This is a genomic window from Streptosporangium heterodermiicola, from assembly GCF_051390675.1.
Classification (GTDB): domain Bacteria; phylum Actinomycetota; class Actinomycetes; order Streptosporangiales; family Streptosporangiaceae; genus Streptosporangium.
In genome coordinates this window covers 1-382 of the sequence record NZ_JBPJSR010000123.1, presented here as the reverse complement: position 1 = coordinate 382, position 382 = coordinate 1, and the positions used below count along the sequence as shown (strand labels likewise).

Below are 382 nucleotides of genomic sequence, written 5' to 3'. Positions count from 1 at the left end.
TGCTGCTGATCTGCGGTGGGGTCTACGACGCCGCCGGGTACGCGAGCCTGGCCCAGCGGCTCGCCGACCGCTACACGGTGGTGACCTACGACCGGCGCGGTAACTCGCGCAGTCCCCTGGACGGGCCGCCGGAGTCGCAGAGCGTCGAGACGCACGCCGACGACGCGCATCGCGTGCTGGTGGAGGCGGGGGTCACCGCCGCCGATCCCGCGTACGTCTTCGGCAACAGCTCCGGGGCGATCATCGGCCTGGAGCTGGCCGCCCGCCACCCCGAGCGGGTGCGCGTCCTGGTCGCCCACGAGCCGCCGCTCTTCGAGCTGCTGCCCGACCGCGACCGCTGGCGCGGCGTCGTCCGGGACGTGGAGGAGGCGTTCGCCAAGGA

Annotated in this window: 1 protein-coding gene; it reads left to right on the top strand. The window is 74.1% G+C overall.

Annotation, left to right across the window (positions count from 1 at the left end; all coding sequences use genetic code 11):
* Positions 1 to 382 (top strand): alpha/beta fold hydrolase (locus ACSC1Q_RS43175; RefSeq protein WP_436764542.1); only part of this gene is annotated, 382 nt, incomplete at both ends.